Genomic DNA, 12,865 nt, shown 5'->3' with positions numbered 1-12,865 from the left:
AGGCTGCCGGCTGTTCCTGTTTAGGTGCTATTGAAGAGATAGCAATCGATGAGCGTCAGTATAACGGCCGTGGAGACAGGTAGAGATGAACAAAACATTGCACCTCGGATTAAATCCTGAACCGGTTCATCCATCTGTCGACAAGACCGAAAAAAGTCAGAGCACGACTTCCCGCAAGACAAGATTATCGGTCAATTCTCTATTTGCCGGTATCGGTGGGTTTGATCGTGCTTTTGAACTCGCCGGAGCTGAGGTCAAGTTTCAGTGCGAACTCGATCCATTCTGTCGATCAGTGTTATCACGACATTGGCCGAACGCTGAATTGAAGTCCGATATCAAGTTATTGCAGCCAAATGACATTCCAAAAGCAGATGTGTGGACTGCCGGATTTCCATGCCAAGATGTTTCACTTGCACGGGGCAATCACGGGAGAACCGGGCTGAGAGGGAAGCAGACGAGCCTTTTCTATGAGCTCATGGCATTGGTAGAAGTCGCCCAACCGAAAGTCATCTTACTTGAGAATGTAGTTGGCCTCCTCAACTCCCACAAAGGTCAAGATTTTGCAATCATCCTGAAAGAGCTGATGCGACGGGACTACGCGGTTTCGTGGCGCGTCCTCAATGCTCGCTATTTCGGCGCCCCCCAATCCAGATCGCGCGTGTTTATCTGCGCCTGGAAGGGTGATTACAGAAGAGCGATTGAATCTCTGTATGAAGGTGAGGTTGGTGCAAAAACACCGCGGGAACGCTTAGGGTTTATCACTCCCACGGTTCACAAAACCGGAGCTATTGTCCCCGAAACAGCGTATTGTGTCGCTGCAACCTCAGGCCGACATACAGGAAATGACTGGGCTCGATCATACATTTCCTATTCTGATCGTGTTCGTCGACCCACACCTACCGAGAGTGAGCGGCTTCAGGGCTTTCCAGCCGGGTGGTCGATGCCTCTCGATGATTATGCCACGCCTCTCCGCGGTCTTGATTCTGACCGCTATAAAGCAGTTGGTAATGCGGTAGCGGTGCCCGTTGTTGATTGGATTGCCAAGCGCATTTCTTCTGTTATTCAGAAGAAATATCCCGGAAGACGTCGGAACTGCTTTGAGAGCGATGTACTGGCACGGGCTCCGGACTTAGAAAACCATTCACAGTTTTTCAACGTGAATGAGATTCTTCATGATGTAGAAGAAGAAGGTTTTTCTTACCGCTGGAAATCCGGTGGTTGCGCTTGGGGGGACCATATAGTTGAAGGCAAAGCATCCCAGGCACCTTCAGAGATTATCGGTTCCCGCTTCGTCGATGCGCTGGATGACGTGTGTCCAGATGATCGATATTTTCTGACGGCCAACGCCGCTGCTGGAATTATTCGACGAGCAGACTCCGTTGGTCGCACCCTGTTCTCGCCAATGCGACACGCGCTCGAAAGAATGGTTTCAAAGATCGCTGCTGAGTGATTGTAGGAAACGAACACTCTGAAGGAAAAGGCCTGTATGGAACCTGCGATAGTACGTCTTGGCCCGAGTAGTGCCGAACTTTCGAGAAACCTGGCAGGAGCGCCTGCAGGGTCCTATGGCGACTATATCGAAATCACCTGCGCCCAGGTCCCAGCTGATTTTGATGTGGGTTCTCAGGTGTGGCTATGGCTAGGTAGTGACAACAATAAGGGCCAACGCACGGACTGGGAGCAAGGCATACGTGCGTACGCCGTATGCGCGAATAAAGAAAGAGATCCGGTCAACACCAAGAGTTTTGAGATCACACTGAGTGACGTGATACTCTTGCCTCGAGCGATTGAGAAACACGAACTCCTCGAAACGTCTCCTGAAACCTATGCTCGATCTCTTTCGAGAGCTGCGATCGTGGGTCTCAATAACTACTCATCTCAAGTCGTTCAAATACTATCCGGGAATGAATTTAAGACAATCGGCGCAGTGATTTTCCAACTTCTACCAGAAGTCAGACCGGCATTAGAAGCCGCCATTCCCGGTATCGGTGATATCGAGTTGATTGAAAGACAATCTGGCGAGGAAGCGAAAGTCATCTCGTCCGATAACAAAAAAACTGAGCCTGAAATCAGTGAGGACGATCTGATCTTTCAGGAGGTGAAAACACTTATTGAGGACGATGGTGTTGGCGGCGTCTTGTTGCAAGGTGTCCCTGGGACCGGGAAGACTTGGTATGCCAAACAGATCGCGCTCCGTTTCGTCGACGGCCGACAAGAATTCATTCGCGAAGTTCAGTTCCACCCATCGTACCAGTACGAAGACTTTGTTGAAGGTTATGTCCCGAACGGCGAAATGGGCTTTACTATTCGCGACAAGCATCTTTTGCAAATGTGTACGCTTGCGAGGTCGCATGATGGACCCGTAGTCCTGATCATCGACGAGTTCAGCCGTACCGACCCTGCGAGGGTGATGGGTGAAGCGATGACATATATGGAAGGCACGTTGCGCGGCCAGGACTTCAGCTTGCCGTCTGGTCGGCATGCAAACATCCCGAAGAACCTCATCCTCCTGGCAACGATGAACCCCGAGGATCGCTCCGTAGATGAAATCGACGCGGCTATGGAACGGCGGTGGGCGAAGGTTACGCTCGATCCCGACAGCAATAAGCTTCGTCAGTTTTTAACAGATAATGGAATGACGGGTGCTCAACTTGGACCCATAATCAAGTATTTCAACGATCTACAGCGTCACATCAGCATAGGTCACGCGCTCTTTCGGACTATTCGAGACACGGCTTCCCTCGATCGGCTTTGGCGGACGCAGCTCAGGCACATCGTTTTCAAGAGGTTCCGTTTCGATGAAGTGTCATTCAAAGCAGTTGAAAATCTGACCGCAGATTGCCTGGAAGCTCTAAATGGAAATACTGATGCAACGGAAGGTGAAGCCGCCACCTTCGACGCAAATCAATAGGCGTAACATTGAGTGGTATCGTGATCACACGAAGCGTACCTTCAAGGAAATCTACCGAGCTGGATCTCGCAGACTTGCTGGTGAACGGCAAGCTTCAGATCTACCCTCATGTCGAAGAGAAGGGTTTGCTTTTCCTGCAATTCCGGAACGATAAGGTAATCGTTTCCGCTGGCCCGTATATTGGCCTGATCCCGCTGACGCCGTCAGTATCGATAGAGGTGGAGCCGAAGCTTCCAGTGAGCAACCTTGCCCGAGTTCTCGATACCGCCCGCAGCTCGTTGACAGCGCTCTCCGGAACCGACCGTCTCTACCTTGCCAGCGAAGCAAGCTCGAACAGCATACTGGAGTTTCTGGGTGCCAATCTTGTTGATGCTCTTAAGACCATAGAGGAGAATGGTTTTCACAAAGAATATCTCCCGGTTATCGAAAAGACATCATATCCGAGCGGTAAGTTGCTCTACTCTGAAACGCTTCTAAAATGTTGGAGCCGGGGCGAATACCACAGGGTGCGAGCGCAGAAGTTCGTACACACGGCAAATACTCCCCACAACAGAACATTGAAGAGTGCGCTTCGCATTCTTCTCAGTCGCCTTGATCCAGGTTCTGAAGGCGCTCGACATCTGATCAAGGTCGCCAATCAAGCTTTTGCGCGGTTCCCTGACATCGTCAAGGAGATGACCGGCAGAGATATGTGTGTCTGCCAAGCGACTATCGAAACTAGAAGCCTGCCGGCCACGAAGAGTTACTATTACCGTGCTCTCGATATCGCATCCCTTATTCTGTCGAACAAGAGCGTTGCACTCCAAAGTGTTGGGAGCGATATAATTCTGAATACATTCATCATCAATTTTGAGGTGCTATTTGAAGAATATCTCCGGCGCATCTTGAGCGCACACCGGCCAAACAGTGTTTCTGTTCAGGATGGAAACAAGGAAGGTAAAAGATCTCTATTTGATGACAAGAGGGATCCACCCGCGCAGCCAGACATAGTTCTACAATCGACACCTGATGGCACACAGATTGTTGGTGAAGTTAAATATAAAGACAAGCCCAATCGGGAGGATATAAATCAGGCTATTACCTATGCACTGTGCTACAGGACGCAGAAAGCTATATTGATTTACCAAAGCAGTCCAAGAAAGAAATCCGGACCTACAATAATTGGCGAAATAAATGGCATTACACTAAAGGGTTACGCCTTCAATCTGGAAAACGAAGACCTTGATCAAGAGGAAGAAAACTTCGCCACTTTCATGTTCCAAGAGCTAGCTTCTTAATCTCACCTATGGAACAGCTGTCTGCACCCTGACCAATCCCACACCCACTCCTTTTTTCAACCGCCATCACTTGCCCCTGTTCAGCATCGCTCGTGACCTTCCGCGCGCTTCCTCGATCAGAAGCGTGGTGAAATACTTGGGGTGGAGCGGCGGCGATTCTGGCGTGACGAGGACAAGCTCGAGATTGTCATGTCGGTTGAGATGGGCGGTGCAACGGTGACGCAGGTGGCACAGCCTGTCCTATTTCTCCTCGGAAAACGTCCTACCATCTCGGACGGATCGCAGCTGTGGCAGAGCGTGATCCCCAAGAAACCCATCACATCAAGTTATCGGCCCACTCTCGCCTTCTGTCTGCGATGCTGGCCTCTATGTGTCTCAAGACATCATAAACCTTGGGGCTGAATATTACCGTGTAACTCTTAAATAAAGAGGCTTTGATTGCTGCAAGTACTTCGAAAGCCAGAGGGCTAAGAAAAGTTTCCAAGTCGAATTTCTCCTTTGTGTTTCGCTCCCACGCCACTCGCGCTTCTTCATTCGCCTTGTAGAACATCCCCCGTTTTTCTCTAGATAACAGTTCAGGAAGTTGTTGTTCATTGAAGTTTTGCACGAAACCAAAGGCCAGCAACCGCCCTCCTGGCGCGGGGGTAGCCGGACTGCTTCCACAGTAAACATTTGAATTGGTTTGCGCCTCACTCTGCTCGGTTCTGTCCGAGCTAGAATGCGGAGTTTGCCCAGTAGCAGGCGTTTTGCAAGTGCCCACCCCCACCTTCTCCACTAGCACAACATGCGTGTCACCAGTGCTGTCACACCTTTGGAGCTTTGCCCGGCGCCCAGTTGCTTTGAGTGTTGCTAAACAGGCCTTCAAGCCATTCTCGGTTCGTGTGAGCCGCTTTCCACTAGTTGCGTCATAATAGTCTCTAAACGTGCTCTCATGGCCTGCTGCAGCGATCGTAACCGCAGTCTGGCTCGGCTTTGTACCGTAGCTGATGAACCGCATCGCATCCCGAGGAGCAACTTTTTTTAGCTCAACCCCAGAATGGCCGCCAACCCAAGGCATGTTTTCGTTAAGAACCTCATGAATACTACTCTTGTTCGCATCATAGTTTCGCGCTTCAAGAAACACATGGAAGTGTAGGTAGAACGTTTCATCATCTTTGCAGTAAGCCATTTCAAGCTGCGCATAAAGGAAACCTCCAAAACCAGATTTAGAGAAGCGGTGCTTTACAGATTTGTAGTGGGTGAAAGCAGCCTCAACGCTCTCTTTGATGTCTTCGACTTGAACCCGTGAACTTAAGGCCGGAAAAGTTAACGCTATGAGCCCACAAGAACTCGGCATCTCGGCTTCAACATAATAGAGCAGGTTTGCTGAAGCTTGCTTGCTGTCAACAATAGCGCTGGATGGAAGGTGCTTGCTGTGCGCAGGAGCATCATAAACGACCCCAAGATATTCACCATCAGGTAGTCCAAGTAAGAACTGCGCAGATTTTCCACCCCCGTTCCTGCGTAGCGATACCCCCACTCGATCACCCATTTCCATAACAATTTGTGTCTGTTCTCTGTGATCTAGTGAACCAGCTGCAAATTTGAATCCCCCTGTATAAACAGCATCAGTCCCAATCTTGCTGAGATTAACACCTCCTTCTATCAGCTCGTGCCCACGCAATGTGCGGGCCGCCTCCTCCTCACCTTGAACCTTCTTTTTTGCACTACCACGATCATCACCAATCGGACACTCTCTCGAGATTCTCATACCTCGCCTCCAAAGTTATTGGATCGAGATTTGGTGAACTCAGCCGCAAGACCAAAAATTGGCAATGGTGAAACCGGACACTCGATCATGTTACAAGCGAGAGCCAGTCAGTGTTCATATAGCATTCTGACTCATCACTTTGAGTCATATGGTCGAGCAATTTTCGCAGGTATTAAAAATTCTGGAGCTTAGGTGATTTCACCCTGGAAAGAAGGCATCACGAAACAAGCCAAAGGTTTTAGTTCAAACTGACTTTTGAGGAGCTCCTCCCGTTACTCCGTAGAAAAGTAATAAATTTCCACATTAAGGTACGAAAATTCCACTCCAAGAAAAATTTTCACTCTGTACGTTTCCATCTCCCATTCTTCTCCTCAGTTGCTAAACCAATTTTTATGAGTTCTCGAATTGCTTTCGATTTCCCATAAATCCTTCTCTGATGAAGGTACTCTTCAACATCCATCAACTCCTCTTCAGTAATAAGCAATTGAACTCGCTTTGGCGGTTCATTTCCTAGTCTTTCCACTTATCTCTCCCATTTTTCAGAGTTTAGTCATGCACAGACACCAGTAGTTGACACAACTTACGCCACACTATACGCACTATACGCACTATACGCACTATACACATCATACACACATTACTTCAATCACTACCTATCGCTCGGAGAAATATCATGATCAAGTTCATTCAATCTCGCTTCCACCAGCTGCATGAAATCTGTGTCGTCGTCTACGTTTGCTCCGCCGGCCTTGAACTGGCTCAGGTAGCACTACGCTTCTAACGTCATGAAGATGTCAGACCGCACAGTAGCGAAAACTCTACCGACCTATTACAAAGCGGCCAGATCTCTTTTAGGGCACCTACTAGGATCGCTTCTTTACGAACCGATAACAACAAAGCCTGAAAGTCATCAGTCCAGGATCAGGTGACAACACCAATGCTCACAACTGATTCCTCCTTCTACTGCTTCACTCCTTTCACTCTTGTCAATTTGGGCAATATTGAAGAAACGGCCCACCCCAGCAACAAGCAGTTGCACAAACGCATCACTCTCCACTTTTCCATGGGAGGAATTTTTTATTTATCATCGATGATGAAGGCAGAAATTGACCAAATCACACCAATCCTAGCTATTCTTGCCTATTCCCATCCTATCCTTGGCTATTCTTGAAAAGAAATAGATCTATCCTTGAAAGGGATCGTCGCGAAAATAAAAACAACTAAATTCCCCAAGGACAGCGCATATCAATCTGGATCAACATTTCGGATAACTATGTCAAATTCACGCCGTCATCGACTTTCCACGCCAGTTGCCACGGTGAAAGCTTTGACCTAACGATCCTTTATTGGCCTTTGACTTAACTCCGAGGCCAGCGCCTGAAACTTAAAACATCACGGAAGCAAAGGATCCAAATGATTACAACATCCATTCCCGGCAGAACGGCGGTAACTTGCCCTAAAGAACTAGAGTACATCGAATATCTTGACTGCCTCCCCTTTCCAGAATTGGGATTTGAAATCGACCTCCTCGACAGTCAAATAGAGGGAAAAATAGAAGACAGGTGCTTCGATCTGCCAGCGGACAAGAGAAGCGATCTTGCATTTTCGGTTTCAATCGAAAGGATCAATAACCTCCTCAAACCTATCTCTAGAGAGCAAAGGACTTTAAAAACTCTATCTCTCGAGGAAATTCAAAGATTTCGTGCTTCTGGCAACCACGCAAGTCTAAAAACATTGGAGTTCCTTCTCAGGACAGAGACCAAGAATATGGAAGAAGATTTCGACCCCGACATCTCACCCACGCAGAATCTAATCTCTCTCCTGGTAGCAAGAGCGAGGGCCAACCATGGGGAGTAACTTCCAAGAAACAAAGGTAGAGGAAAGCTCAATTAACAGATGTGACATAACCGAGATCCGCGAAGCAGCTAAAGAAACACCTGAACTTTCTCCGCTCTATGTCCCGCTGATCGAAGTACAAAAATGGTTCGGCATTTCACGCGACACGATCTATCGAGCAAAGAAGAAGGGAACGATCAAGATCTACAAGGCTGGAAATCGATCCCTGCTGCGGGTCGCAGAGGTTCACAGATGGATTGAGCATTGCTCAAACGTGCCTTGATCAATGTGGGGCTACTTGTGGGGCTGACCTAGCAACCCACTCAACTTATGAAACGTTGTCAAGGCTTTAGGCCTTGACAATGGTGCGGTCGAGAAGACTCGAACTTCCACGGGTGTTACCCCACAGCGACCTCAACGCTGCGCGTCTACCAATTCCGCCACGACCGCACTGTCTAGGCTTGGTGTGGGCGTATTAGACGAGGGGGGCAGAGATGTGAAGAGGCTAAATGGACCTTTGTGCAACTTTTGGCACAATCGGAATTCCAACGGCCGGAGCGGAGGAGCGGCCGTTGGGTTTTTGCTTGTGCTCAGTTCTGCCGACGCTAGTTGGAAGAGAAGCTGGGCAGGGCTGAGCTACTGGCGGCTGCGGGTACAGGCTGTACCATTGCCCCGCCAGTCAGACCGGAGGAAGCGGCTTTGATCAGAGCCGTGCGTTCGGGCTGCCCGGGCGCAAAGACCGCTTCGGCACCGCTTTCTAGCGAGGTGAGGGCCAGACCGTACCAATCCTGCGCTTGCGCAGTAGACTTCGCCACGCCAAAGCCCTGAGACAGGTGATGCCCTAGCAGTTCGCCATAGGGGCGTTGGCCGATACCCACCATGATCAGCGCGGCGCCAAGGGCAACCTCCATGTTGTCGCGGCGATAGCCCGAGAACATGCAGATCCCGGCGGTATTGGCGAGCTGCTCAATCGACATGTTCGATTGCAGGACAAACTTCTGCACCTCTGCCACCAGTGCTTCGCTTGAGGAGGTGCCGAGCTTGGCCAGGAAGGGCTGAACCGCTGGGCCAAAGGCATCACATTGGCTATCGACCTGCGCCTGGGTGACACCGCCGAGCTTGGCCACCATGCCTTCTCCAGAGTTGATAGCATAGGATCGGGCCAGGCAGAATTGTTCGCCAAGGGCCAGTTCCGGGTCGGTCATGTTTGCCACGGTCATATAGCCGCCGTTGGATCCGGTCAGCAGGCTCAGCTTGCTGCAGTGGCTGGCGAGGGACTGGGTTGCGGCAGGTGCGGCGGGGGCCGCAAACAGTTGAATACCTGCAAGCGGTTGTGCGGGTGCGGCAGCAGTAACCGGCGCGGGCACGGGTGCCGCAGGGGCGGGCGCAGCCGCCATGACAGTGCCGCCCGGTACAGCTGCGCTGGGGGCTGCGGCGCTGGCCATCTGGGTGCCAGTGCCTTCGTTCATGCGGCATATCCCCTGGTGGCACGAAAAATCAGCCGTGGTCACGCCGCGGGCCATGAAATCATTGCGTTGATAGCCCTGCGGTGTCGAGGCAAAGACCATGACAGAACAATGGGATGCGCCGCACCAGAAAGAGCTGCCAGAAACCGAGGTGTCGATCATATAGTCGTTTTTGCCGTCGCCGTTCAGATCGGCAAGATGCATGAAGCCCGACCGCTGCAACAGCTGTTCGGCGCTGGGTTCGGCGCTTTCGGCAATTTCATCTACCGCTTGGCTGACCTCGATGGGCATGCCGCCATACCCGGATCCGCTATAGCTCAACCCCGTGGTGCGCACGCCTGCGGCCTCGTCGCGCCAGATATGCAACAACCCGCGTACGCCATTGCCGCCCTGCATTGCCTTGATGACCTGCGGGCCGCCAATCTGCGCGCGACTATAGGATGAAACCAGAAAGTCGCGTTCATAAGGTGACAGCTGCCCGGTGGTGGGAAACCCCATAAAGGCCTGATACTGCCCAATCGCGGTGCGCGACTTGCGCCCCATGACGCCATCGGGCGTGCCGGCCGGGAAGCCGAAATAGTTCAGCGATGTCTGGGTCTCGCGGTTTTGTACCCTTGCTGCTGAATAGGTGCTGCGCCGCGTCGTGGTGCGGTTATTGCGCTGCACGCCGTTGGCGATTGCACCGCCAATCAACCCGCCAACAAGTGCCGCGCCAAGATTGTCAGCCGCCACAGATCCGGCGCCAGATGTGAAAATGATTGATGCGGCTAAGGCCGTCTTAAGTGACTTTGATAACATGCCACTCACCCCCTATAGATACGTTGAATGGAATCACGATAGCCAGTTCGGCGCTATTCACCTAGCAATTTCGCCGTTAATCTGGTTGCAGGGTTTATAGCCCCTTACCAAGCAGGAAGATTATTCATGGTTGAATGGATCACATCTGATCGTCCGGTCGACTATGACGAGGCGATTGATTTTATGGAAACGCGCGCCGCCGAAATCGCCGCGGGCACAGCCCCTGAATGTATCTGGCTGCTGGAACACCCGCCGCTGTACACGGCTGGCACCTCGGCCAGGATCGAAGATCTGACAGAGCCGGATCGCTTTCCGGTCTATACCTCAAAGCGGGGCGGGCAATATACCTATCACGGGCCGGGCCAGCGGGTTGTTTATGTGATGTTGAATGTGGCCAAACGGGGCCATGACGTGCGCCGTTTCGTGCAAGAGCTTGAAGCCTGGGTGATCAAGGCGCTGGCTGAATTCAGCCTGACGGGCCACATCCGCGAGGGCCGCGTCGGTGTCTGGGTGGAACGGCCTGACAAGCCCCGCCGCGCCGATGGCGCCCTGACTGAGGACAAGATCGCAGCTATCGGCATCAGACTGCGCAAATGGGTGAGCTTTCACGGGATTTCGATCAATGTCGAACCGGACCTGGAGCATTTTGGGGGTATCGTGCCTTGCGGCATTCAGGAGCATGGTGTGACCAGCCTGGTCGATCTCGGCCTTCCCGTTACCCTTTCGGACGTGGATGTCGCCCTGAAACGCAGCTTTTACGAAGTCTTTGCAGCAGAGATCGAATGATCAGCAGCTGCCTTTTCCTGCCTGGGGTTAGACAGCTATCCCGTTGCAAACGGACGCGATATCGCCACCTCTGACCTCATCCCCCCTGGCGAAACTGCGACGGAGGAAGCGAAGACAAATCGTCAAGCGCCGAAAGCACCAGTTCCGGACAGGCATACAGCAGCACATCTCCCGCCCCGGAGCAGACGCGAAGCTGGACTTTCTCGGCGCCCAACACCTGGGGATACAGCCCATTCTGACGGACCAAAGCATCCTCTGCGCCGCACAGATACACCGCCTGGTCTGCATGACCGATCATTTGCTCACGCCAATCCTCGGGCTGCAGCTTCAGGTCAGCCAGAATTCCCGCGCCGTCCTGTTGCATGATCATCGACAGGCTCAAAGAAAGCAGGTCCTCTAGCTTTTTGCCCCGAAGCCGCTCCAAGCCTTTGCTGCCTGATCGCGCCTGGTTGCGCACCAGAACTGCAGCCCCCTGTCGCTGAATCGATTTGCTCCAGCTCTTTAGAACCAAGGGGATAAGGGGCGGCAAAAACTGGGCACAAAGCGCCAAAGAGCGGTGGTTACGGCGGTAGTCGCGGGCCTGGGCGAGCGGCGGAGCGGGTGCGACCCCCAAAAGCCCCCCCACTCTGCCGCGCAACCGTAACGCCGCCGCCCGGGCAAAGATGACGCCACTGCGATGCCCCAACAGAAGCGGCCGACGCAGGTTTTCCTGATCAATAAGCGTCTCAATCTGCGCCACAAAAGCGTCGAGCTGCTGGTGCTTTTCCGGCGCCGGATGTGAGCCACCATAGCCCCCCCGCAGGGGCGCATAGACCCGAAAGCCGCCGGCGCGCAGCAGCGGCTGCAATTGCTGCACTCCTGCAATCCCATCCAACATACCATGCACAAATATCACGGGCTGGCCCGCCTCGGCCCCGAGTCTGAAACACTGGGTCACCCGCCCCTGGCTGTCGCGGATTTCCACACTTTGCGGCAGACACACGCCACGAGAAATTGCCATATCGCGCGCATGTTCCTGCAATAAGAACCCGATAAGACGGACAAGCTCCGCAGCACCGGGCGCGCCGGCCTTGGCGGCAATTCTTACCGGGTCCTGCGCCTGAGACCGCTCCTGCTCTGAGCCGAGCACAAGGGTTCGCAGACTATGCACCTCGGCAGAGCTGAGCCCAAAGGTCTTGGCGATAAAGCTATCGGCACTGCGGGGCCAATCGACCTCCAGAAGTTCAACCGATATTGCGACAGGCGGGCCAGACGCGCCTGCGTCTGCGCCCATACAAACCGGGCGGCACAGAAGCCTCCTGTTCGGCACCGATGTTTCAAGAACCAAAATGTCTTGCCAGGAAAAATCCTGCGCTCTGATTCGATCTACGAACCCGTGCCATTCCCCGTCGACTCGCTGTGCATGTCTCACCCAGGACAGCGTTTCCTGTTTTGCGCGCGCACGCGGGTCCGTGTCCCTGACCGGCGGTGCCTGCGTTTCTAATAGCTCCGCCTCGAGCGTTACCAGGATCCAGATTTCATCCTCGCTGGCGGTCTTGCCCTCCCAGCCGGGAACATCAGGGTTTGCCCATATCGTCGCCGGGTTTGGTCGTCCCATCTTTACCCACTTTTGTTCCAGAATTTCCAAAGCACGGGCAAAATGGCTCTGTATTCCCGGCGCTTCAAAGATCCGACTGGGTCCATCTGCTATGGGGTTTGCGCCTAAAGCTGAGCCAGACTGATGCGCGACGCTGAACCTGTCAAAAAACTGCGGCCGCAAAACAGTTTCATAAATAGCCGCAGCAATTTGCTCTCTGGAGGGCAGGAAATCTGGCTGAAAATCGGTCACACGCACCTCACCCATTACAAAAAAGCGACACACAAATCAGGTGCCCGAAAACAATACCAGCCGCCGCCCCGCGGCCCTGCCCATTGACGTTAAACGGCGACACGCCCCGCTAAAATGTGCGAACCCCATCGCAACCAGAGTTCAGCACTGCATCAGATCAAAGGGGCACAAGCGCCACAGACAAACTGTCGTTCAATGTCAGCCTTCAGTGAT

General features: G+C 52.6%; 12 protein-coding genes and 1 tRNA gene. 8 read left to right on the top strand and 5 right to left on the bottom strand.

All coding sequences use genetic code 11. From position 1 onward, the window contains the following. Nucleotides 1-85 precede the first annotated feature (85 nt). From dcm to N1037_07155, 3 genes are read left to right on the top strand one after another with little or no spacing between them, the layout of a single operon-like run. Nucleotides 86-1,450 (top strand): DNA (cytosine-5-)-methyltransferase, encoded by a 1,365-nt coding sequence (gene dcm / locus N1037_07165; GenBank protein ID UWS80786.1) that lies wholly within the window; start codon nucleotides 86-88, stop codon nucleotides 1,448-1,450. Nucleotides 1,451-1,486: 36 nt separating this feature from the next. Beyond that, nucleotides 1,487-2,911, top strand: a complete 1,425-nt coding sequence (locus N1037_07160; protein ID UWS80785.1) for an AAA family ATPase — start codon at nucleotides 1,487-1,489, stop codon at nucleotides 2,909-2,911. 8 nt (nucleotides 2,912-2,919) lie between these two features. Then, nucleotides 2,920-4,188: an McrC family protein gene (locus N1037_07155; protein UWS80784.1), complete on the top strand. Its 1,269-nt coding sequence runs from the start codon at nucleotides 2,920-2,922 to the stop codon at nucleotides 4,186-4,188. A 316-nt stretch (nucleotides 4,189-4,504) separates the two neighbouring features. On the opposite strand, the gene N1037_07150 is transcribed toward N1037_07155, so the two are convergent. Together N1037_07150 and N1037_07145 are read right to left on the bottom strand one after the other, a co-directional pair. Next, complete coding sequence (locus N1037_07150; protein UWS80783.1) at nucleotides 4,505-5,938, bottom strand: hypothetical protein; 1,434 nt, start codon at nucleotides 5,936-5,938, stop codon at nucleotides 4,505-4,507. Nucleotides 5,939-6,275: 337 nt separating this feature from the next. Then, nucleotides 6,276-6,461, bottom strand: coding sequence for a hypothetical protein (locus N1037_07145; GenBank protein UWS80782.1), 186 nt, complete (start codon nucleotides 6,459-6,461; stop codon nucleotides 6,276-6,278). 414 nt (nucleotides 6,462-6,875) lie between these two features. Between N1037_07145 and N1037_07140 the strand changes: the two genes are divergently transcribed. The 3 genes from N1037_07140 (at nucleotide 6,876) to N1037_07130 (ending at nucleotide 8,057) form a co-directional block, all read left to right on the top strand. After that, nucleotides 6,876-7,109: a hypothetical protein gene (locus N1037_07140; protein UWS80781.1), complete on the top strand. Its 234-nt coding sequence runs from the start codon at nucleotides 6,876-6,878 to the stop codon at nucleotides 7,107-7,109. Nucleotides 7,110-7,351: 242 nt separating this feature from the next. Beyond that, nucleotides 7,352-7,795 (top strand): hypothetical protein, encoded by a 444-nt coding sequence (locus N1037_07135; protein ID UWS80780.1) that lies wholly within the window; start codon nucleotides 7,352-7,354, stop codon nucleotides 7,793-7,795. Next, the gene (locus N1037_07130; GenBank protein UWS80779.1) at nucleotides 7,785-8,057 is read left to right on the top strand and encodes a helix-turn-helix domain-containing protein; all 273 of its coding nucleotides are present in this window, start codon (nucleotides 7,785-7,787) and stop codon (nucleotides 8,055-8,057) included. The genes N1037_07135 and N1037_07130 overlap by 11 nt, the downstream gene beginning before the upstream one ends. 80 nt (nucleotides 8,058-8,137) lie before the next feature. Here the strand turns inward: N1037_07130 and N1037_07125 are convergent. Together N1037_07125 and N1037_07120 are read right to left on the bottom strand one after the other, a co-directional pair. Continuing rightward, nucleotides 8,138-8,224: transfer RNA gene (locus N1037_07125), tRNA-Leu, on the bottom strand. Between the two features lie 155 nt (nucleotides 8,225-8,379). Then, complete coding sequence (locus N1037_07120) at nucleotides 8,380-10,038, bottom strand: peptidoglycan-binding protein (protein ID UWS80778.1); 1,659 nt, start codon at nucleotides 10,036-10,038, stop codon at nucleotides 8,380-8,382. Between the two features lie 126 nt (nucleotides 10,039-10,164). Between N1037_07120 and lipB the strand changes: the two genes are divergently transcribed. Continuing rightward, entirely contained in the window at nucleotides 10,165-10,824 is a 660-nt protein-coding gene (lipB, locus tag N1037_07115) for a lipoyl(octanoyl) transferase LipB (protein UWS80777.1), read from the top strand. A gap of 76 nt (nucleotides 10,825-10,900) precedes the next feature. On the opposite strand, the gene N1037_07110 is transcribed toward lipB, so the two are convergent. Next, the gene (locus tag N1037_07110) at nucleotides 10,901-12,097 is read right to left on the bottom strand and encodes an alpha/beta hydrolase (GenBank protein ID UWS80776.1); all 1,197 of its coding nucleotides are present in this window, start codon (nucleotides 12,095-12,097) and stop codon (nucleotides 10,901-10,903) included. 447 nt (nucleotides 12,098-12,544) lie between these two features. Between N1037_07110 and N1037_07105 the strand changes: the two genes are divergently transcribed. Then, entirely contained in the window at nucleotides 12,545-12,739 is a 195-nt protein-coding gene (locus N1037_07105; protein UWS80775.1) for a hypothetical protein, read from the top strand. Nucleotides 12,740-12,865 lie beyond the last annotated feature (126 nt).

Source organism: Phaeobacter sp. G2 (genome assembly GCA_025163595.1).
Taxonomy (GTDB): Bacteria; Pseudomonadota; Alphaproteobacteria; order Rhodobacterales; family Rhodobacteraceae; genus Pseudophaeobacter.
The sequence above is the reverse complement of the archived record's forward strand: the minus strand, read 5'-3'. Positions and strand labels throughout refer to the sequence as shown.